This is a genomic window from Mucilaginibacter sp. P4_E8 (genome assembly GCF_056401495.1).
In genome coordinates, this window is the sequence record NZ_JBFUJG010000094.1 from 1 (window position 1) to 20,733 (window position 20,733).

Sequence of the window (20,733 nt, forward strand, 5' to 3'; positions counted from 1 at the left end):
TCTTAAAGTACTCCAATAACGGAAGATTAGTAGATATTGGGCCAATAATAAATGCACAAAACAAAGAAGCAATAAAAAGTCCCGGAAAAATTCTTAACGATCGCGCCCAAACAAATTGCCCGATGGTTTTATGCCTATATAAACTTTTTAAAATAAGATAACCGCTAATTGTAAAAAATATACCAACACCTACAGCACCCAAGTGTATGAAGCCAAATAGTCTAATAAAAGGTTCTGATTGGAAATTACCGGTTATAAGATAAGAGTGTGAAAGAATGACTAAAGTTGCGGCAAATAGCCTAAGTAAATCAAAATTATTATTTCTTCCTTTATCAAGTTCGTTTAGGCTTTTCATGTATCACAAAGTAACACTTTTGCAGATGTTTTTTAATAACTCCTTTAGATACTATCTAAAGGAGTTATGTTATTGTATTTGGGATGTTGAACTTAATAAAGTAATTAAAGCGGCCAGCAGGCATTAACCCGAACAGAATTTTGTTAATTCTATAAATTTTGATTTAGGCAGTTTTAACAATAATCCATACAAACCCTGTAGATATTATCATATTTAAAAAATAATGGCAAGTCTTTTAATAAAACAGAAAAAAAATTATCTTTAGCATTCAGGTTATTTAAAACATAAAAAACGCTTATTGAAAACTATTACCCGCAGAGACTTTTTAGGTAAAGGAGCTATGCTTGCCGGTGGTGCATACCCCGCCATGATGGCCTTAGGTTTATTACGCCCGGCACCTGCCCATGCCTTTAATTTGCAGGGCGATGGCAAGGGCAAACACATCATTATATCAGGTGCAGGCCTGGCCGGGATGACCTGTGCCTACGAACTGAACAGATTGGGTTACCAATGCACCATACTGGAGGCACGCCAGCGGGCCGGTGGCCGCTGCTGGAGCATCCGTAATGGCAGTACCCACCAGGAGGCAGATAAGCCCACTGTAACCGCGCGCTTTGATGATGGCCTGTATTTTAATGCTGGTCCGTCACGCATACCGCATAACCATGAACTTACGCTGCATTATTGCAAGGAATTGGGTGTGCCCATACAGGTTTACAATAATGTGAACGAGGGCGCCTATTACTTTGCTGAAGGCAAAGGGCCGCTGTCAAACAAAAAGGTAAGGGCACGGGAAGTGCATAATGACATTCGCGGCTACATGACCGAAATGCTGGCCAAAAGCATTGACCACGGCAGTCTCGATAGTAATTTAACCAAAGAGGATGGCGAAAAGATCATCGAATACTTAAGAGCCGAGGGCGGCCTGGATATTGATAAACTATACAAAGCATCAGCCAGGCGCGGCTATACCGAATCGCCGGGGGCTGGCGACAAGCCCGGTAAAATTGCCGATCCTCATAAACTGGCCGATATCATTCGCTCAGGCCTGATGGACCCAGACTTTTATAATGTGGCCGAATATACCTACGAGCTACAGATGACCATGTTCCAGGCTGTAGGTGGTATGGATCAGATAGCAAAAGCTTTGGAAAAAAAGGTAGCGCCATCTATAAAAATGGGTGCCGAGGTTACTGCCATCACCAATTTGCCCGAAGGCGTTAAAATTACCTACAAAGATGCGCAGGGCGTCCACGAGCTTACCGGCGATATGTGTATTTGCACTTTACCGTTACCGGTTTTAAGTAATATCAGTAATAATTTTTCGGGTGATGTAAGCCGGGCTATTGATTATGTGGGCTATATATCAACCGGGAAAATTGGGTTACAGTTTAAGCGCAGGTTTTGGGAAGAGGATGAGCATATTTATGGAGGCATCACCCACACTAACAATGATTTAACACAAATATTTTATCCATCCTATGATTATCTTGGAAAAAAGGGTATCTTAATAGGATATTATAATTTTAACGAAAAGGCTCAAAAAATTGGCGCATTAGGTTATGCCGACCGCGAAAAATTCGCGCTGGAAAAAGGCAGGCTCATTCATCCGCAGTATGATAAAGAGTTCGAGGGCTCATTTTCGGTAAGCTGGCATAAAACAAAATATAACTTAGGCGGATGGGCCGTTTATAATACCGAAACACGCAAAACCCAGTATCCCGTACTTTTAAAACCTGATAAACAGGTTTACTTTGCCGGCGAACATTTAACCTATTTAAATGCCTGGATGGCCGGGGCATTTGAATCGGCCAGGAGCACGGTTGCCGCCCTGCATGCAAGGGTAAGCGAACAGCGTGTACAATATAAAAAATAATTAGTATCGGGTAATAGTATCAAGTAGTTAGTATCAAGTATCATGATTTTTGAATAGTTTACGAAAAAGATGCAGCTGTCTTTATACTTGATACTAACCACTTGATACTATTACTAACTTAAAATATTAAATAACCAAACCACCATGGCAAATTCACTTAACCGCAGAAACTGGATCAAGTCCAGCGCATTTATGGCCGGGGGACTGGCCTTCTTTTCAGGTACCATTAGTAAACTGGCGGCTATGCCAGCCCGCGCATTTAAACCATCAGCACGTAGTTTAAACGATAAGGAAGTAATAACCAACGCAGGTTTTGAATTAAAAGCAAGGTTGCTGGCCAATGAAAATCCATTTGGTCCATCGGCAGCTGTTAAAAAAGCCATACAAGACGCTGTTGACAAATGCTATCAATATCCCTTTATGCTGTTGCCGCAACTTTATGATAAAATAGCCACGTACGAAGGTGTAAAGCCACAAAATATATTGATGGATGCCGGTTCAACGCCGTTATTGCTTGCGGCAGCCATGTACTATACCAAAGGCGGTAAAAACGTGATTACCGGCGACCCATCATATGATGACCTGCCCAGCCGTGCAGAGGCATTGGAAGGCAAGTGGATAAAAGTGCCACTTACTGCCGACTATAAGCTTGATCTGGATGCTATGGAAGCCAAAGTGGATAGTAACACCGGGTTGGTTTATATCTGTAACCCCAACAACCCCACAGCTACCATTGTAGATACTGAAAAACTCAAGGCATTTTGCGAACGGGTATCCAAAAAAACAACCGTATTTGTTGATGAAGCCTATATCGATTACCTGCCCGATCCGCAGGCCTCTACCATGATAAGCCAGGTAAAAGCGGGCAACAATGTGATCGTGGCACGCACGTTCTCCAAACTATATGGTTTTGCAGGTTTGCGTTTAGGCTACATCATTACCCAACCCGAAACGGTTAAAACTTTTGATAAGTATACCACACAATCATGGAGCGTTACGGCAACAACGCTTGCTGCCGCCCTTGCAGGTTACCGCGAAGAGGCTTTTTTACAGGATACTTTAAAGAAAACGCTTGCTTCAAAAGAGTACCTGTATTCGGTGCTAAAGAAAGAAGGGTACGAGTATATCCCCTCATCGGCCAATTTTGTGATGTTCCCGCTTAAAATGGAAGGCAAAAAATTCGTAGGTGAAATGATGAAACGGGGTGTTGGCGTACGTAACTGGAAATTTAACGATAAGGACTGGTGCCGTGTAAGTATTGGCCGCATGGACGAAATGGAAGCCTTTGCCGACGCTTTTAAACAACTATCTTAATTAGAATCTGGATTTTTAGAGCAAAGAACAAAGAGCCAGGAAACAATACTTGTATAAATTTTGATTGCTTTATCTTCAAGTCTTTTATCTTTTGTCCAAAAATCCTTCATCCAAAAAATATGCGTAAACTAACATTAACACTGCTTTTAACAGGATCAATTTTTTTAAGCCGGGCGCAAACGGTAAATCCGCGACCGCTTACTATGGATGAGTATAATAAGGCACAAACCTTTTCTATTGCTGATCTGGATAAGGATACCTATGTAAAGTTCGAAAACACTTATGTGCTTGACAGGTATGAGAACCGCAAACCATATTTTATTACCGGGGCCGATGGGTTAAAGAAACGCGTTGACCTGTATAAACTGATAGCCAAAGAGGGCCTGCAGGAGATAGGCCTCATGGTATTTTATACCAACGAAAAAGGAAAACTGTATAAAGCCCTTGTGCCCGATTTTACTGCCGATGGAAAGGTTTGGGAAAAGTATTTCCAGGATATTGATAACATCAATAAGGAAGAAAAGAATTTCATCCTCAAACTATCTTACATATTATCAAAAGAAGTGAGCTTTCAGCAATACAAAGTTTTAAATGGCGGTAAAGACCTGAAGGAAGAAGCAGCCACTTATGGCAATGATATTTGTTTCCCGGGTGATGAACTGGTAACTATGGCCAACGGCGAAAAGAAAATGCTGAAAACCGTAAAATCCGGCGACGAAGTGATCACCATTGATCCTGCCACAAAAAAAAGCTCGGCAGTTAAAGTGAAGGAACTAACCGTACATGGCGCCAAAAACTACGCATTAACCCAATTGGTGCTGGTATCGGCAATTGTAAAAAATACCAACACAGGGCAGCAGATAAATTTAAACTCCAAAGTATTACAAGCTACACCAAATCATCCCATGCTTACTAAACAGGGTAACCTGAAAATGGGACAGATTGCCGAAGGCCAGGAAGTGCTATGCCTTAATGAACAAACCGGTAAGTATGAAACCTTTACCGTACTGCAGAAAACAGAGCATGGCGGCGGCGTACAAAAAGTTTACAATATAGTAGCCGATGGCGGCAGTACCCTGCTGATGAACGGCGTAATGGTAATGCAAAAGTAAAAGCCCCACCCAACCCTCCCCTAAAGGGGAGGGCTTTAAAATATCTCTTAGGATGTAAAGTCGTATCAGGAAAACCACTAACTTACACGCAAATAAAAAGTTCCCCCTTTAGGGGGGTAGGGGACATGGCATTAAAAACAACCATCATCACCGGTGCAACATCCGGAATAGGACAGGAAACGGCGATTTCTTTAGCAAGGCAGGGCCATGCACTTTACTTACTGGTACGCAATACACCTAAAGGCGAACGGCTTAAACAGGAAATAGCTGATAAAACGGGTAATAAGGAAGTTTTTGTAGTACGATGCGACCTGGCTGATCTGCAAAGTGTTCGCGAAGCGGCCGAAGAGTTAACGCAAAAGTTATTTGCTATAAACACGCTTATTAATAATGCAGGCGGTGTTTTTGAAGAACGCCAGTTAAATAAGAATGGTTTTGAAATGACCTTTGTTACCAACCATCTGGGTCATTTTTTACTAACCTACAGCCTGATGCCTTTATTGCAGAAAGGGCAGGCGCGTATCATTAACGTAAGTTCAGAGGCACATAAATGGGGCAAACCGCAGTTTGATGACTTGCAATGGGAGCAATCCTACAGCCCTTTTAAGGCTTATGGCATGAGTAAACTGTTCAATATATATTTTGCCCAGTCACTTGCCGAAAAGTATGCTGACAAAGGCATACTTGCTTTTTCGCTGCATCCGGGTACAGTAAAAACAAGTTTCGGTGCGGGACTCAAAGGGTTTGGTAAAATATTGATAAAGCTGGCCCGTCCGTTTATGATAACACCCGAACAAGGGGCCGAAACTACCATATTCCTGGCAACTGCTCCACGTTTAGATAAATACAACGGCGCTTATTTTAAAAAGAAAAAGAAAGCAAAAACATCTGCCATAGCAACGGATACGGCATCGCGCAATAAGCTTTGGGCCATCAGCGAAAAACTGCTTTCGCGTTATTTGATCTGGCCGGCTGTTAAATAAACAATTCATTCCTAAAGATTTGTCATGCTGAACGTAGTGGGGCATCTATTCTATTACATACACAGTTTGTGAACAGATCCTTCGTTCCTCAGGATGGCAAACTAATGTTTTAGACTTGCTTGTAGATAAGCAGTTTCTTTGTATCTTAAAATTTACTCTTCTGGCAAGGTTAAAGTTGTAACATTAAAAGTTAATAGTTATTTTAGATGACTTAAACATGACAATTATGCCTTTTAATAAAAAAATAATAGTTACACTCGGTTTGTTATCAATTGTGGTATTGGGTGCTATGACATCTATGACCCCCAAAAAACCTCAGGACGAGGGTTTTAAAAACCTGAAAGTACTGCCTAAAAATATCTCGAACGATGATCTTCACAAAGTAATGGAGGAGTGGGAGCATTCATTGGGTGTGCATTGCAATTTTTGCCACGTGCGCAATGAGGAAACAAAAAAGATGGATTGGGCAAATGATGCTAAACCTGAAAAGGAAATGGCTCGTGATATGTATAAGATGATGAATAAGATCAATCAGAAATATTTTCATGCTAAAAAAGATTCATTAGGAATGATCATGCAGGCGGGTGTTAATTGCAATACCTGTCACCGTGGTACCGCTCATCCCGAAGTTGTAATACCAGAAGGAAAAGGTCCTGGTCCAGTGCCTCCGAGCGGTCAGCCCGCTCCGGTTGGTCAACCCGGTGCCGGTGGTACCGCTCCTGAAAAAAAAGGATGATTTTTTAAATATCCAAAACACCTCTAACCCATAGTTAGAGGTGTTTTTAATTTATGATTTATGGCAGGGATAATAAACATCAGGAATGCACATGAGGACGACCTTTTGGCCATACTGTACATTTATAATGATGCCATATTGAACACCACTGCTGTTTACAGCGAGCAGCCACATACTATTGAAATGCGCCAGGCATGGTATCATGAACGCGTGAACAGTGGTTTCCCGGTATTGGTGGCCGAAACCGGGAGCAAAGTTGTGGGCTTTTGTACTTATGGGCATTTTCGCGCCTGGCCGTGCTACCGTTTTACCATTGAACATTCTGTGTACGTTGATCCCTTGTTCAGGGGGCAGGGTATCAGTAAGCTTTTACTCAGGCCGCTTATAAATATTGCACGGCAAAACGGGATTCATGCCGTCATAGCCGGTATTGATGGCGAAAACCAGATAAGTTATCATCTGCACCAATCACTCGGTTTTAAGCAAGTTGCCCACTTTAAAGAAGTAGGGTTTAAATTTGGGCGCTGGCTCGATCTGCTTTTTATGGAATTATTACTTGATGAGCAAGATTAACGCAAATATTTAATTAATTATTAAATATTATACGTGATTTATTCCTGGCTAAAAAATTCATAAATACTTCATAATTCAAAACTACCTTTAATTAAATTCGGTTGAATATCAGACAAGTAGGAGTAAATTGAAATTTAATTTCTCTATTGTTATTTTATTTAATCAGTGTTTTAATAAATATCCCCCTAATTTAATTTAACATGACCGTTGGCATTCAAGATAATGCATCTGTTCGTAAGCAGGTAACTGCTCATCCTTCTCCGCATTGCCGGGGGTGTGGTAACGAAAACATAAACCGCATACCCAGAGGACGATTTGTGAAGTTGTTTCTATTTTGGCTTCCCCTAAAAAAATACGTTTGTTACCGCTGTCATCGCAAAACATACAGGTGGGGTAGCAAGCACTAATCCTAAGCTTTAAACAAAGTCTTTCTGTAATCTTTTGGGCTAATAAAAATTAAACCGTACAAAGCGCAAATCTTTTACATTTGTTAAATGCAAAAGATACTGATTGCCAACCGGGGCGAAATAGCTTTAAGAGTAATGCGCTCTGCGCGCGAAATGGGTATTAAAACCGTTGCCGTATATTCTGACGCTGATCGTAATGCACTACATGTGCGTTATGCTGATGAAGCGGTTCATATCGGTGCCGCTCCCTCCAGTCAATCCTATCTTGATGGCGAAAAAATTATAGCCGCCTGCCTTAAAACCGGGGCAACAGGTATTCATCCAGGTTATGGTTTTTTGAGTGAAAATGCTGCCTTTGCAAGGCTGGTACGGAAAGCGGGTTTGGTGCTTATTGGTCCATCGCCAGAGGCTATGGAGGTAATGGGTAATAAGCTATCGGCCAAGGCTGCTGCTTTAAAATATAACATCCCCATGGTACCCGGAACCGAAGAGGCTATAACTGATATTGCCGAGGCTAAAAAACGTGCGGTTGAGGTAGGCTTTCCCATACTGATCAAAGCCGCCGCAGGCGGCGGGGGCAAAGGTATGCGTATAGTTGATAGCGAGGCTGATTTTGAAGAACAGATGGAACTGGCCGTGTCTGAGGCTACTTCGGCTTTTGGTGATGGATCGGTTTTTATCGAGCGTTATGTATCATCTCCCCGGCATATCGAGATCCAGGTTTTGGGCGATACCCATGGCAATATAGTGCATCTTTTTGAGCGCGATTGCTCGGTACAGCGCCGTCACCAAAAAGTAATTGAAGAGGCTCCTTCCATGGTGCTTACTCCGCAAATCAGGGAGCAGATGGGCAAGTGCGCGGTTGATGTGGCCCGGTCTGTAAACTATACCGGCGCTGGTACGGTGGAGTTTATTATGGACGACGCGCTTAATTTTTATTTCCTGGAGATGAATACCCGCCTGCAGGTAGAGCATCCGGTTACAGAACTGATAACAGGCATTGACCTGGTGAAGGAACAGATCCGCATAGCCCGGGGCGAAGCCATCAGCTTTAAACAGGAGGACCTGCAAATGCGCGGGCATGCTATTGAGCTAAGGGTATATGCCGAAGATCCTGCGAATAACTTTTTGCCTGATATTGGCACCCTGCAAACCTATGTTACTCCAAAAGGCGCTGGTGTAAGGGTTGATGATGGCTTTGAGCAGGGTATGGAGATCCCTATTTATTACGATCCCATGATTGCCAAACTGATAACCTATGGTAAAGATCGTACCGAGGCTATTGAACGGATGCTGCGCGCTATTGACGAGTATCAGATAACCGGGATAACCACAACGCTGGGTTTCGGCAGGTTTGTAATGCAGCATGAAGCTTTTACATCAGGTAATTTTGATACCCACTTTGTTAAAAAATATTTTACTCCCGAGGTATTAGACACCAATCATAATGACGAAGCTATAATTGCAGCTATCATTATGGAACAATTGCTCAGTCAAAAGAAAGCTGTGGTAGCATCGGTTCAAACAACGGAGATAAGCAACTGGGTAAAAAACCGGAACAGTCTGCGATAAAGGCGTTTACAGCAATTCGGTTAGTTCGCTAAAGCTGTTTACGGTGGCTACCATGCCATCGGGCACCGCGCCAAAACCATAGCTTGCAAAAATGAAAGGTACACCGGCTTGTGTCGCGGCCGTATAATCGCCCATGGTATCACCTACATAAACAGGTGCTTTTAGTTGATGATCGTTAACAATATCTTTAATGTTATCAGCTTTGGGGTTGCCTTTTGTACCAAAGCATTGGTGGGCCAAAAAGTGCGGGTGCATGTTGTTCAGATCCAAAAACACCTCGATATAACCGCTCTGGCAATTGCTTACTATATATAATTTATATTTTGTGCCCAGGTATTTTAAAGTTTCTTCTAACTGTGGATATAATTCGCCGCCTTTGGTATGTAATATCTCCAGTTCGCTTATACCGCAAAGGGTTTGTACTTCTTTACGCTGATGGGTATCAAGATCAGGGAACAGCTTATCAAAAATGGCATCATAGGTCATCCCGGTGATTGACCTAACACGCTCTACGGTCATTTCTTCATCAATATAATCAACCTGCGCAACAGCTGCCTGCCAGGCCAGCGCCACGTTGGCCGTACTATCCCAAAGGGTGCCATCAAGATCAAAAATTATACTGTCGAATTTATTATGTAGTGTGGTTTCCATAGCGCCGGCAAAAATAATAAAAATCCCGTCATTGAGGAAGCCCCCTCTAAATCTCCCCCAAAGGGGGAGACTTTTAAAAAGTACTTTAAAGCCCTCTCCTTTGGAGCGGGTTGGGTGAGGCAATGATGTTTAAGAAGACTTAGTTTTTAAAACTTCGTAAGTCTGACCCGCAATGACAAGTCAATGTAAAATAATTCCCCTTTAAGGTGGTAAGGGAGCTAATTGATTAAATTTGTTTATAATCAAACAAGAAAGAGATCAATATTGAATACTTCCCGTCCACCAAAAAATACCATTAGTAATAAAGTAACATTAAAAGAGCGCTTTGACGCGCTGCGTAATTTACCGGCCTTTTTTAAACTGGTTTGGCAAACCAGCCGCTGGATGACGATTGTTAACGCCATACTACGCATAGTACGCTCAGCTATGCCACTGGGTTTGCTATATGTGGGTAAACTCATCATTGATCAGGTGGTTACCATAAGCCATACCCCAGCTAAAGATATGACCTACCTGTGGCAACTGGTGGGCCTGGAGTTCGCGCTTGCTATATTAACTGATGCCCTTAGCAGGGCCATTACCCTGATGGACAGCCTGCTTGGTGATCTGTTCAGTAACCACACTTCGGTAAAAATAATGGAGCATGCCGCCACACTTGATCTTGACCAGTTTGAGGATTCGGTATTTTATGATAAGCTGGAACGCGCCCGGCAGCAAACCATAGGTCGTACTATACTCCTGTCGCAGGTAATGAGCCAGGTGCAGGACCTCATCACCATGGGTTTCCTGGCGGTTGGTTTAATGACCTTTAATCCCTGGCTTATTGTGCTGCTGCTAATCGCCATTATCCCGGCTTTTTTAGGCGAATCGTATTTTAACGATCAAAGCTATGCCTTAACCCGTGGCCAAACCCCCGAGCGCCGTGAGCTTGATTATATACGCTACCTGGGTGCCAGTGACGAAACTGCCAAGGAGGTAAAGATCTTTGATCTTTCGGGCTTTATTATTGACCGTTTTAAGCATCTGTCAAATAAATTCTATGGAGATAATAAACACCTGGCTATCAAACGCTCTTTGTGGGGTACTTTTTTTGCGATGCTGGGCAGTTTGGGTTATTATGCTGCCTATGTGGTTATCATCATCAGAGCGGTAAACGGCAGTGTAACTATTGGCGAACTGGCCTTCCTTGCCGGATCATTCAGGCAGCTGCGTGCTTTACTGGAGGGGATCTTAACCCGTTTTACAGCAGTATCACAAGGGGCCATTTACCTGCGCGATTTTTTTGAATTTTTTGAGATCGTGCCTAAAATTAAAATGGCGGCAAACGCGCTGCCTTTCCCTAAAACCATACAACAGGGATTTACTTTTGAGAATGTTGGTTTTCGCTATATCAATTCAGACAGATGGGCCAACCGGCATTTGAACTTTACGCTTTATCCCGGCGAAAAACTGGCCCTGGTAGGCGAGAACGGTGCAGGTAAAACCACCCTGGTGAAGTTACTGGCCCGTTTGTATGACCCAACCGAGGGTAGGATACTGCTTGATGGTATTGATTTGAAACTGTACGACCTGGCCGATCTGCGCCTTAACGTAGGCATTATTTTCCAGGATTACTTACGCTATCAGATGAGCTTTGCGCAAAACATTGCCGTGGGTAAAATTAGTGAACAGGATAACCGCCCGCTCATTGAGCATTCGGCAAGGCAGAGCCTGGCCGATGTGCTGGCAGCCAGGCTCCCCGGAGCCTATGACCAGCAACTGGGCAAACGGTTTGCCGATGGGGTTGAATTATCAGGCGGCGAATGGCAAAAGGTTGCCCTGGCGCGGGCCTACATGCGCGATGCGCAGTTGCTGATATTAGATGAACCAACATCGGCGCTTGATGCCCGTGCCGAGTTTAATGTTTTTGAACGTTTTGCCGAATTAACAAAAGGCAGATCGGCAGTGCTGATTTCGCACCGTTTTAGTACTGTACGCATGGCCGACAGGATACTGGTATTGGAAAAAGGCGAACTGATTGAGATAGGCAGCCATGAGGAACTGCTGCTTAAAGGTGGCCGCTATGCCGAGCTTTTTGATTTGCAGGCAGCCGGGTACCGGTAAGTTTGAGTTAATTCAAAGTATGCCTGATTAATCAAGGGTTATAAGTAGGAATTTATTTGATTCCCCTATAGTAAAAAGGCTATGTTGTTATTAATCATTAGTTAATAGCTGGCAATTGATAATTATGAATTATTAAACACGATCAACAAATTCGTTAAATTATCACAAAAATGCGTAAAACTACGTATGTAAATCGGTGTAAACCCCTATTATTTTTATTATAGTAAAGGTTAACTTTGAATTAATGTTGGTGATCAGCAGGTCAAACGTTTTACAAAGCCGTTGCTATGAAACTTTTTTATCACTTTTTGGTCTTTGTTTTTGTATCGCTCCTGCTAATTGCCTGCGCTAATATATTTACAACAGATCATAAAGTAAAAGCATTGAACAGTGAGCCCTCGGTGTTAAAACGAAAGGGTAATAAGCCTGATGTTTCGGCAAAAGCCGGCTCCAAAAACGGTCCTTATATACTTGCGGGTTTTAATTATAAAAATATTTTAAAAGGGAAAAGGTGGGTGGATAACCAATGCGATTATAAAAATAATTTCTATTTAAAAAATATACAGTTGGTCGTTAGTCATTTTAACCAGCATAAATAGCATTAATAAAGTGAGTTTAGTTTTAGTTTAATTTAGTTAGGGAACAGTTGGCAAACAGTCATTACAGCAATGTAATGGCTGTTTTGTTTTTTGGGCCAAAAAGGGATTGTGATGTTTAATATTTAGGAAAATGGCCGAGTACTAAAAATAATGTAAAAACAGGGATGGCCAATAATATATAAACCCTTGCCAATTGTCTGTCGTTGGCATTGCCTACTACAAATACGTTATATAAATCTTTTTTTATGATGTTCAATTTCGCTTTCATAATTCAAAATATTGTTGTGATATATGAATATGACGGAAAGCAATTGACATGGTTTAACCACAGGTGCCCATAAAAAATGCCCATAGGTTTTTAAGCTATGGACACCCTCATCATCATTAAAAAAAACTTAAAATGTCATTATGCTTTATCGTGGCTCATTTCGGGATGGTAATGCAATCCTGGGGTAAGCCAGTATAATAACACCACCCTGGAATACCTGAAATTAAAAGGAGATAATATTACGGCTATGCTTAGTATAATTGTTATATATAGCCACGGATTGTTGCTTCCGGTTAAAACACTTATAGCAACTGCTGCGGTAACCATTTGGGCAACGTTAAGCGCGTAACTAACAAACATGGCCACGTAAAAATAGCCAGGTTCCCTTTCATATACCAAACCGCAGTGTGAGCATGTTTGATGCATAACCTGTCCATGAAAGCCATACATACTGTTGGCAAACATATCGCCGCGCCTGCAACGGGGACATTTGGCATGTAAAACGGCAGGCCATAATTTATATTCATTATTTTCCATGATCGTATATTATTTTTTTTCTGAACTCTTCGGGGGTAATATCTTCCAGTTTTTTAAAAAACTTGGTAAAGTAGGAGTTATCGCTAAAGTTTAATTTTAGAGAAATTTCACTAATGCTTAGTTGCGGGTTAGTAAGCATACGCTTAGCTTCCAGCAGTACCCTGTTGCGGATCAGCTCGCCGGCTGATACGCCCATTAGATCCTTACAAACCGCGTTTAAGTGGTTAGGGGTTATATATAACATCGCTGCATAATCTTTAGGCAGTTTGATATCAGTATAATGGTGCTCAATTAAATTTTTAAAGCTTTTGAGCAGGATTTGGTTGTATGATGAATTACCGCCTAAAACCGGATTTGCACTGAGCCTGTTAACCAGGATAAATATTTGCAGCATCAGTAGCCTGATCATATCAGCAGATGCTGTGGCGGGCGATGCAGCTTCGGTCAGTATGGTTTCAAATAGTGGCTTTATGGCTGTATAGGTTTCATCCGGTAAATTGATCACAGCATCGGCCAGGTTACCGCTAAAAAACGAAAAATTATCCAGGTAGCCGTGTTGTAATATGAATGATTGTATAAATGATGCCGAAAAATTAATGATATAACCATCGGTAAAACCTTCAAAACTCCAGGAGTGCACCTGGCCGGGTATCATAAAATAAATTTGACCGGGCTTAACCTCAAAATTCTCAAAATCAATGGTGTGGGTACCGCCTCCATTTGTAAAAAGTACCAAATGGTAAAATGAATGCCGGTGAGTGGCAAACAAATTTTTATGCGTTTGCAGGTATGGCTCAAAACGGCTTATAATAATGTCGTCCTGATCAATATCAGATAAGGAACAAATATCATATAGTGGTACGTTTTGTAACATGGAACAAATTTACACACCAAATTACCACTTGTAATGGTACTATTTTTATTTTTAATGGTACTATTCAACGATAATTGAATAATACCACAAGCCTGAACGGGTTCAATTCTGATTGGCCTTTTAATAAGCGCTTGCTATGTTCAGCACTTCAATAGCTTCATTGCTTAACTGCAGCGTTGCCGCCTGTGTAAGTTGATTAAGCTGGGGTATACTGGTGGCGCTTGCTATTGGCGCGGTTATGCCGGGCCGGGCAATTAGCCAGGCTAAAGCAACAGCTGCAGGATTGCTGTTGTATTGCGCAGCAACTTCATCCAACGCTTTTAATATAAGGAAACCCCGTTCGGTTAAATATTTTTTGACTGAATTGGTCCTGTTACTACCTTCCAGATCGGCTGCCGACCGGTATTTGCCGCTTAAAAAGCCACTTGCTAATGAAAAATAGCTAATAACACCAATGTTTTGCTCTTTTATAAATGGTTCAAACGTGGTTTCGTAATTTTGTCTGTCAAACAAATTGTATTCGGGTTGTATGGTTTGGTAAGCGGCCAGTCCTTTTTCGCGACTTACTTTAAGCGATTCATGGAACCGTTCGACAGAAAAGTTAGAAGCGCCAATAGCCCTTACCTTGCCCTCCCTGATCAGATGCTCATAAGCCCGCAGCGTTTCTTCAACCGGGGTTGAAGCATCATCATAATGCGACTGGTACAAGTCAATATAATCAGTTTGCAGGCGCTTCAATGAATCCTCGGCAGATTTAATAATATATTCCTTTTTTAGCCCTTTTTTACMTTCCCTGAATTCCGCGCCTACTTTAGTAGCTATGATCACCTTGTCGCGCTTACCGCTTTGCTTAAGCCACTTGCCAATTTCAGTTTCTGATTCGCCGCCTTTATTGCCTGGTCTCCAGGCCGAGTAAACATCGGCGGTATCAACGGCATTAAAACCGGCATCTAAAAATGCATCCAGTAAAATGGCGTTATCGTTACCTTTAACTGTCCACCCAAACACATTGCCGCCAAAAATCAATGGCGCAGTTTTTAGGCCGGAATTACCCAATTCACGTTTTTCCATAGTGCTTAATTAAAGAATCCTAAGTTATTAATTAGAAGTTGCTATAAGTACTAATTGTTTGTCGGCAAATTAAAATAATCAGCAATAGGGGTTTTAAGGTTGTTTCAATTTCACAAGAAAAAAATAAGGCAAGAGCAGTACTGACAAACCGATGACCAATTGGTGTTATACGCATATTTTTAAGGTGCTATACACACATTTTTGTTTTGAAACCATAGTGACATTTGATAAAAATAATATCACAATGAAAAATAAATTTTTAGTGGCTTGTGTAATAAGCTTATTATCTGCCACCACGCTGTTTGCCTATACTGGTCCAAAAGTTGAGGCCGGTTGTACTGCCGTTATCCGCGATTTTATTGACAGCCACATGAGCTCAAATTATAAAAAGTTAAATAAGGTATTGGATGAAAACTCCAGTTTTAAAATACCCCGTGGCGAAAAGGTGATCCATCAGGACAAATCAAGTTTGGTTGAGGCAATGAAGAACACTGCTGGTACGCAGCAAAACTGCCAGTCAAATTATGAAGTACTTGCCAATAGCGATGCATTGGTAATTGCCAGGGTTGATTTTACCTATCATGATAATATACAGCATAATTACCTGATAGTTGAAAAAAATGATAACCAGGAATGGAAAATTACACAGGTTTGCAAAATGTTTGATGATATTGAAACACCCGATAATAAAGAGCCGGTAACAGCTAAAAATTGAGATTAGTAACTGATCTTATTATATTATACAGATTCATAGGAGCCAATTTTAACCAATTGGCACTATGATGTTTAATCACCCCAAAAGGGTGATTTTTTTTATTTTATTTAACCCTATTTTGAGGGTAAATTGCAGTAATACTGCAAACTATTTAAACTGAGTGTAATTGAACAAGAATTTCTTATATCGGGTGATCATGTTGGTGTGTGTGGTTTGGTTTTGTTTAATACAAACACACCCGGTTTTTGCGCAAAAATATACGTTTTCGCATTTTGATATTGAAGACGGGCTGATACAATCGCAGGTGAACAAGTTTTCAATGGATAGCGACCATCGCCTTTGGATAGCTACGTTTGGAGGTGCCTGTCGTTTTGATGGGAAGGATTTTTTGGGTTATTCGAGGCAAGATGGCTTGCCTAATAATTTTGTGGGCACCGTTTTTTCTGATAAAACAGGCCATACCTGGTTTGGAACACTTGATGGGCTGGCCATGCTTTATAATGGCAAAATTAAAAACTATAAGCCTTCCATATCCCTAAAACGCAATATAGTTACCAGTATAACCCAGGATGGCGCCGGCACAGTTTGGGTAATAATGGGCTATAGGTTGTTTAAAATTACCGGCGATAAAATGCAACCTGCCATATTAAGTGATAGCGATAAAGTAACCGCTGTTGCTGTAGATAGCTCAGGTAAACTTTATGCGGCGGTTTATCAAAAAGGGATATATAATTTAAGTGGCAATAAATGGGTTTATTCCATCCCGTTTAATGCAAAGTATGGATCTGTACAGGTAAAGGAAATTTTGTTTGACAGGTTTGAAAAACAAAAAATATACATCTTAACCTGGAACGGTTTGTACTATATCAGCAATAATCAGATTATGCCTTATGCCGTTAAACAAATGGCAACCGTAAAAGAGCAATTACTTAGCATTGCGCAAGATGCTTTTGGTGATTTATGGATAGGTACAGATAATGGCGCCTATTGTATTGTTGACGATGATATAATTCATTACAACTCATCAAACGGGCTTACCGATAACTCTATAGCTGATATTTATAACGATGCTGATAATAATTTATGGTTGGGTAGCCTGGGTAATGGAGTGTATCGTTGTGAGGGTAACAAGTATGTAACTTTTGACGGTTCGCAGGGATTGCCCGATTCAAAAATAGTAATGGCCCTTACCCTGGACTGGGACAACCATATTTTGCTGGGTGCTGATGGCGGCGGGTTAATAAGGTATGATGGTAAAAAATTAACCAATATACCTACACCTAAAGCGCCTAAAGCTTTAAAGGGGATACAATGCTTATATACTGATAAAAATAAAATTACCTGGGTAGGCACTTCCCAATCGGGATTATGGCAGTATGATGAAAAAGGTTTCAGGCAGGTAAAAGGAAGTGATGAAATAAGCTATAATTGTATAACAGCCGATAGCAGCGGAATTATTTGGCTGGCTACTTCAATGGGTTGCTATTATTATGAGAATGGTTTGTTGAAGCAACTGGAGGGCGTATCCTCATTTTCATCATCGCTGGTAGTAACCGGGCGCGATTCGTTATTTATCGGCACACAAAATGGGATTGTATTGTCATTAAATAAAAAGGTAGTGAACACCTTTAATCAAAATTTGCTTAAAAACTGTGCCATTCTTTCCATGATCAAATATCATGATATCATGCTGATTGGTACTGATGACCGGGGCCTGTTCGCCTGGGACATGAAAAGCGGGCATTTAAAAAACTATACGGTAAATGACGGCCTTAAGGCCAATGCTATATATAGTTTGATAGCTGATGAGTTTGGTAAAATTTGGATAGGGACAGGCAGAGGGGTTAACCGTATGCAGTTTAACGCAGATTCAAAACGGTTTATGGTAATTGATAATACCGGCTCAAAAGAACCCATATTTGAAACCAATCAAAACGCTATACTTTACAAAGATCATCAAATATGGGTAGGCACCACTAAAGCGGTTATGGTTTACAACACCCGGGTAAAAATGAAACCATCGCCGCCGCCGCACATTCTTATTGAGAGCGTAAAGCTAATGCCAAAGATTGGCAGTAACAGGGATACTAATTATGTATATTTAAGTGATGGGGCTAAGCTAAATTATAATCAAAATCACCTGGCCATTTCTTTTTTAGGTATTTATTTAAAAAATCCCGATGGGGTATCATACCGCTATAAGCTGGTTGGTCTTGATAGTACATTTTGTTCGCCGGTAAAAAACAATATTGTTGAATATCCATCATTACCGCCTGGCAAATATACCTTTAAGGTTAAGTCCATTAGCCCTGATGGTAAGGTATCGGCAGGTACGGCTAATTTTAGCTTTGAAATTGTACCACCGTTTTACCGAACCCTTACTTTCCGGATATCGGCAATAGTATTTTTTGTTTTGATAGGATTTGGATTGCAAAATATCTGGCACCATGGTAAAATACAGCGTCAGCAGGTAATTGAGGCCATGAAACGCGAAGAGAAAATAAAAATAAGGCAGCAAACGGCCGAGGATTTTCATGACGACCTGGGCAATAAGCTTACCCGGATAGCCATACTCTCAGAGATATTAAACGCTAAAATTGACCCTAATAAAACCGATCAGCGCGGTCTTGTTGATCAAATTAAACAAAACGCCGCCGCCCTGTACAACGGAACCAAGGATATTTTGTGGGCGCTTGACCCCAAAAGCGATAATTTATATGAAACTTTGGTCCATATAAAAGAAATTGGTATTGAGCTTTTTCAGGATGTGCCGGCAGATTTTAAGTTTGAAGGCATAGAAGAAAGTTTACATCAAATTAAATTGCCCATGGAATATAGCCGTAATATTACCATGATATTTAAGGAATCGTTGAATAATGTGCTTAAACATGCCGAAGCCAATCATGTTATATTACAGTGGATGTATATTGATAAAAATGAAGTGAGGCTGYGCCTTATTGATGATGGAAAGGGCTTTAAATGCGAAAACATTACAAAAGGTCATGGCATGCATAACATAAAAGCCAGGGCCAAACGTATTAATGCCGAACTGCTTATTGTTTCGGAAGAGGGCAGGGGAACATCAGTTGAATTGAAGTTCAGGAAAAACGTTGCTGCTTAATTATAAACCTATATGAACCGTAACATTAAAATAACCATTATTGAGGATGATGAAACTATAAGAAATGGTTATGCCTATTTAATTGGTGCAACAGAAGGGTATGAGGTGGTAAGCACTTATTGCTCCTATGATGAAGCTGTTAAAAAAATAGTATCAGATCATCCCGATGTTATACTGCTGGATATTGAACTGCCGGGTACTAATGGGGTGGATGCCATCCCCAAATTAAAAAAGCTGCTGCCGCAGTGCTTTGTATTGATCTTAACGGTTTATGAATCAGAAAAGTTAATATTCAATGCGCTGGCCAACGGCGCATCGGRCTATCTTACCAAAAATACCCCCTCAACCAAAATAATTGAGTCAATTAAGGAAGTAAAAGAGGGCGGTGGTCCCATGAGCATTAATATTGCCAAGCTGGTTATACGTTCGTTCCAAAAAAATCAGGAGTCGCCATTATCCAAACGCGAAACCCAGATACTTGAGCTTATAGGCGATGGCAAAAGCCGCAGTCAAATTGCCAAAGAGTTATTTATTGATCTGGAAACCGTGCGCAGCCATATCAAAAATATATATATTAAACTTGATGTTAACTCCCGTGCCGATGCTATTAAAATGGCCAAGCAAAATAAGCTGATTTGATTGGCGTGTTGTTTAGTTAATTGATATACAGTAGTTTTGTTTATGTGTTTATTAATAAAAATATTAAGATCGTAATTTCACATTATGGAATTTAAGTATTTTTCACCATCTGACATCTTAAAGCCTTACATAAAGCACTACTATATCTTTGAATCTGATTCAGACGCCGGATTCGAGGATACCGTATTTCCAAGTGGCGATATGGAAGTGATCTTTAATCTTGGTGAAGGTATATGGGAATCGTCAGTTGAAAATAAATTCTTCAAAACCCCTCAAATAGAATTATGGGGCCAGATCACAAAACCGTTGGCCATAAGATCAAAGGGCAGGCATACCATGCTTGGCATTAAATTTTTTACACACTCGCTGGCATATTTTTTTAATGATGAAATAGGGCTGTTTAACGATCATATCTCCGACCTGTATGATATAATAGGTAGCCCGGCAAAGGTTTTGCATGCGCAGCTTTTGGAAACAAAAGACCAGGATAAAAGAATAGAGCTTATAGAAACTTTCTTACTAAAAAGATTAATAGGCAATCAAAAAAAATCTTTCAGGATTGATAAGGTTGCCAACATTTTAACGAGTATAAAAAAGAACCCGGCCGAAAATAACCTTGGTAATATTGCATCACGGCATGGCATTACTCCCCGTTACCTGCACAAATTAATTTATCAGCATACCGGCCTCTCGCCAACATCATTTAATAAAATAAACCGGTTTCAGTTTAGCCTTAAGCTCATTGCTAAAAATGATCAGCCTTTCACTTCTATCGCGTATGACTGTGGTTATTTTGACCAATCGCATTTTATAAGGGATTTTAAATCATTTACCGGCGTTACCCCTTCTGCATATCTGGAAAACATATCTCCTGTTAACCAGCTACTATTTCAATAATTTCAAAACTGTTCCGGTTTATACAATTTTAAGGTTTACTGCTACAATACCTTTGATAAAAATAATTATCAAACAAAGTAAACTTTTATTGTATGAGCACTTTTGAAACATTTTCACAGCTACATCAAAATTCAACACCTTTTGTGTTAGGAAATATCTGGGATGTGCACAGCGCAAAGATATTTGAAGCCAATGGCTATAAAGCAATCGGCGTATCCAGCCAGGCACTATCAAATTCATTGGGTTATGAGGATGGGGAAAACCTCCCGTTTGAAATCCTGCTTCAATTAGCTAAAAGGGTAGTTGATGTGGTCCGGATACCTTTTTCTG

At 40.8% G+C, this 20,733-nt stretch carries 20 protein-coding genes; 14 read left to right on the top strand and 6 right to left on the bottom strand.

Translation table 11 applies throughout. The features are described 5' to 3' along the window. The coding region (locus AC1DRQ_RS22920; protein ID WP_477427174.1) for an acyltransferase family protein at window positions 1-355 on the bottom strand (355 nt) is incomplete at its 3' end. A 298-nt stretch (window positions 356-653) separates the two neighbouring features. Between AC1DRQ_RS22920 and AC1DRQ_RS22925 the strand changes: the two genes are divergently transcribed. From AC1DRQ_RS22925 to accC, 7 genes are all read left to right on the top strand, one after another. Then, a complete protein-coding gene (locus AC1DRQ_RS22925) occupies window positions 654-2,231 on the top strand; it encodes a flavin monoamine oxidase family protein (RefSeq protein ID WP_477427175.1) in 1,578 nt (525 codons plus the stop codon). A gap of 144 nt (window positions 2,232-2,375) precedes the next feature. Further along, a complete protein-coding gene (locus tag AC1DRQ_RS22930; RefSeq protein WP_477427177.1) occupies window positions 2,376-3,545 on the top strand; it encodes a pyridoxal phosphate-dependent aminotransferase in 1,170 nt (389 codons plus the stop codon). A gap of 119 nt (window positions 3,546-3,664) precedes the next feature. Beyond that, on the top strand, window positions 3,665-4,657 hold the full coding sequence (locus AC1DRQ_RS22935) for a Hint domain-containing protein (RefSeq protein WP_477427179.1): 993 nt from the start codon (window positions 3,665-3,667) through the stop codon (window positions 4,655-4,657). 125 nt (window positions 4,658-4,782) lie between these two features. Beyond that, window positions 4,783-5,640 carry an SDR family oxidoreductase gene (locus tag AC1DRQ_RS22940; RefSeq protein WP_477427181.1) on the top strand — a complete coding sequence of 286 codons (858 nt, stop codon included), beginning with the start codon at window positions 4,783-4,785 and terminating at the stop codon, window positions 5,638-5,640. Between the two features lie 226 nt (window positions 5,641-5,866). After that, window positions 5,867-6,376: a c-type cytochrome gene (locus tag AC1DRQ_RS22945; protein ID WP_477427183.1), complete on the top strand. Its 510-nt coding sequence runs from the start codon at window positions 5,867-5,869 to the stop codon at window positions 6,374-6,376. 60 nt (window positions 6,377-6,436) lie between these two features. Next, on the top strand, window positions 6,437-6,949 hold the full coding sequence (locus AC1DRQ_RS22950; RefSeq protein WP_477427185.1) for an N-acetyltransferase family protein: 513 nt from the start codon (window positions 6,437-6,439) through the stop codon (window positions 6,947-6,949). Between the two features lie 494 nt (window positions 6,950-7,443). Next, complete coding sequence (accC, locus tag AC1DRQ_RS22955) at window positions 7,444-8,928, top strand: acetyl-CoA carboxylase biotin carboxylase subunit (protein ID WP_477427187.1); 1,485 nt, start codon at window positions 7,444-7,446, stop codon at window positions 8,926-8,928. Window positions 8,929-8,934: 6 nt separating this feature from the next. Here the strand turns inward: accC and AC1DRQ_RS22960 are convergent, their stop codons facing one another. Continuing rightward, on the bottom strand, window positions 8,935-9,579 hold the full coding sequence (locus AC1DRQ_RS22960; RefSeq protein WP_477427189.1) for an HAD family hydrolase: 645 nt from the start codon (window positions 9,577-9,579) through the stop codon (window positions 8,935-8,937). A 264-nt stretch (window positions 9,580-9,843) separates the two neighbouring features. Here AC1DRQ_RS22960 and AC1DRQ_RS22965 point away from each other — a divergent pair, with 264 nt between their 5' ends. Both AC1DRQ_RS22965 and AC1DRQ_RS22970 read left to right on the top strand, forming a co-directional pair. Beyond that, window positions 9,844-11,682, top strand: coding sequence for an ABC transporter ATP-binding protein (locus AC1DRQ_RS22965; RefSeq protein ID WP_477427191.1), 1,839 nt, complete (start codon window positions 9,844-9,846; stop codon window positions 11,680-11,682). 287 nt (window positions 11,683-11,969) lie between these two features. After that, the gene (locus AC1DRQ_RS22970; protein WP_477427193.1) at window positions 11,970-12,281 is read left to right on the top strand and encodes a hypothetical protein; all 312 of its coding nucleotides are present in this window, start codon (window positions 11,970-11,972) and stop codon (window positions 12,279-12,281) included. Window positions 12,282-12,396: 115 nt separating this feature from the next. Here the strand turns inward: AC1DRQ_RS22970 and AC1DRQ_RS22975 are convergent, their stop codons facing one another. The 4 genes from AC1DRQ_RS22975 to AC1DRQ_RS22990 form a co-directional block, all read right to left on the bottom strand. Continuing rightward, a complete protein-coding gene (locus tag AC1DRQ_RS22975) occupies window positions 12,397-12,549 on the bottom strand; it encodes a hypothetical protein (RefSeq protein ID WP_429396050.1) in 153 nt (50 codons plus the stop codon). Between the two features lie 138 nt (window positions 12,550-12,687). Next, on the bottom strand, window positions 12,688-13,086 hold the full coding sequence (locus AC1DRQ_RS22980; RefSeq protein ID WP_477427195.1) for a DUF983 domain-containing protein: 399 nt from the start codon (window positions 13,084-13,086) through the stop codon (window positions 12,688-12,690). Next, window positions 13,076-13,960: an AraC family transcriptional regulator gene (locus AC1DRQ_RS22985; RefSeq protein WP_477427197.1), complete on the bottom strand. Its 885-nt coding sequence runs from the start codon at window positions 13,958-13,960 to the stop codon at window positions 13,076-13,078. Before AC1DRQ_RS22985 ends, AC1DRQ_RS22980 begins: the two co-directional genes overlap by 11 nt. A 120-nt stretch (window positions 13,961-14,080) precedes the next feature. Next, a complete protein-coding gene (locus AC1DRQ_RS22990) occupies window positions 14,081-15,031 on the bottom strand; it encodes an aldo/keto reductase (protein ID WP_477427199.1) in 951 nt (316 codons plus the stop codon). A gap of 244 nt (window positions 15,032-15,275) precedes the next feature. Here AC1DRQ_RS22990 and AC1DRQ_RS22995 point away from each other — a divergent pair, with 244 nt between their 5' ends. From AC1DRQ_RS22995 to AC1DRQ_RS23015, 5 genes are all read left to right on the top strand, one after another. Continuing rightward, window positions 15,276-15,746 (top strand): nuclear transport factor 2 family protein, encoded by a 471-nt coding sequence (locus AC1DRQ_RS22995; RefSeq protein ID WP_477427201.1) that lies wholly within the window; start codon window positions 15,276-15,278, stop codon window positions 15,744-15,746. A gap of 166 nt (window positions 15,747-15,912) precedes the next feature. Next, complete coding sequence (locus AC1DRQ_RS23000; RefSeq protein ID WP_477427203.1) at window positions 15,913-18,867, top strand: ligand-binding sensor domain-containing protein; 2,955 nt, start codon at window positions 15,913-15,915, stop codon at window positions 18,865-18,867. 12 nt (window positions 18,868-18,879) lie between these two features. Further along, window positions 18,880-19,506: a response regulator transcription factor gene (locus tag AC1DRQ_RS23005; protein ID WP_477427205.1), complete on the top strand. Its 627-nt coding sequence runs from the start codon at window positions 18,880-18,882 to the stop codon at window positions 19,504-19,506. 84 nt (window positions 19,507-19,590) lie between these two features. After that, window positions 19,591-20,403: a helix-turn-helix domain-containing protein gene (locus AC1DRQ_RS23010; protein ID WP_477427207.1), complete on the top strand. Its 813-nt coding sequence runs from the start codon at window positions 19,591-19,593 to the stop codon at window positions 20,401-20,403. 92 nt (window positions 20,404-20,495) lie between these two features. Continuing rightward, on the top strand, window positions 20,496-20,733 hold a 238-nt coding region (locus AC1DRQ_RS23015), incomplete at its 3' end, for an isocitrate lyase/phosphoenolpyruvate mutase family protein (protein WP_477427209.1).

Bases quoted from the DNA above. Each gene is read 5' to 3' on its own strand.
- AC1DRQ_RS22995 (WP_477427201.1), top strand. From the start codon at position 15,276: ATGAAAAATAAATTTTTAGTGGCTTGTGTAATAAGCTTATTATCTGCC.
- accC (WP_477427187.1), top strand. From the start codon at position 7,444: ATGCAAAAGATACTGATTGCCAACCGGGGCGAAATAGCTTTAAGAGTA.
- AC1DRQ_RS23010 (WP_477427207.1), top strand. From the start codon at position 19,591: ATGGAATTTAAGTATTTTTCACCATCTGACATCTTAAAGCCTTACATA.
- AC1DRQ_RS22980 (WP_477427195.1), bottom strand. From the start codon at position 13,086: ATGGAAAATAATGAATATAAATTATGGCCTGCCGTTTTACATGCCAAA.
- AC1DRQ_RS22975 (WP_429396050.1), bottom strand. From the start codon at position 12,549: ATGAAAGCGAAATTGAACATCATAAAAAAAGATTTATATAACGTATTT.
- AC1DRQ_RS22940 (WP_477427181.1), top strand. From the start codon at position 4,783: ATGGCATTAAAAACAACCATCATCACCGGTGCAACATCCGGAATAGGA.
- AC1DRQ_RS22960 (WP_477427189.1), bottom strand. From the start codon at position 9,579: ATGGAAACCACACTACATAATAAATTCGACAGTATAATTTTTGATCTT.
- AC1DRQ_RS22945 (WP_477427183.1), top strand. From the start codon at position 5,867: ATGCCTTTTAATAAAAAAATAATAGTTACACTCGGTTTGTTATCAATT.
- AC1DRQ_RS22935 (WP_477427179.1), top strand. From the start codon at position 3,665: ATGCGTAAACTAACATTAACACTGCTTTTAACAGGATCAATTTTTTTA.
- AC1DRQ_RS22950 (WP_477427185.1), top strand. From the start codon at position 6,437: ATGGCAGGGATAATAAACATCAGGAATGCACATGAGGACGACCTTTTG.
- AC1DRQ_RS22930 (WP_477427177.1), top strand. From the start codon at position 2,376: ATGGCAAATTCACTTAACCGCAGAAACTGGATCAAGTCCAGCGCATTT.
- AC1DRQ_RS22970 (WP_477427193.1), top strand. From the start codon at position 11,970: ATGAAACTTTTTTATCACTTTTTGGTCTTTGTTTTTGTATCGCTCCTG.
- AC1DRQ_RS22985 (WP_477427197.1), bottom strand. From the start codon at position 13,960: ATGTTACAAAACGTACCACTATATGATATTTGTTCCTTATCTGATATT.